Annotated in this window: 1 protein-coding gene; it reads right to left on the bottom strand. The window is 68.9% G+C overall.

Annotated features, from left to right (window positions below):
* The coding region (locus AB3X86_RS38420) for a GspE/PulE family protein (RefSeq protein WP_368599917.1) at positions 1–338 on the bottom strand (338 nt) is incomplete at both ends.

Here is a 338-nt window from a genome sequence, read left to right as displayed (position 1 = left end):
CCGAATCCTCGCGCAGCGTGCGCATGCCTTGGGCGCGGCCCGCTTCGAGAATTTCGGCATCGGCCGCGTTGCGGTGGATCAGCGAGCGGATCGTTTCGTCGATCAGCAGCAGCTCGTAGACGCCGCGCCGTCCCGCGTAACCGGATTGCCCACAACGGTCGCAGCCGACCGGATGCCAGCGCTTGCTACCGTCTTCCTCGGTGCGCTCTGAGCGGCACACCGGGCACAGTCGCCGCACCAGCCGCTGCGCGAGCACGCCGAGCAGCGACGAGGCGAGCAGATACGGCTCGACGCCCATGTCGGTCAGACGCGTGACGGCCGATGCCGCGTCGTTCGTG

The sequence above is a fragment of the Paraburkholderia sp. BR14374 genome (genome assembly GCF_040948685.1).
Lineage (GTDB): Bacteria > Pseudomonadota > Gammaproteobacteria > Burkholderiales > Burkholderiaceae > Paraburkholderia > Paraburkholderia youngii.
The sequence above is the reverse complement of the archived record's forward strand: the minus strand, read 5'-3'. Positions and strand labels throughout refer to the sequence as shown.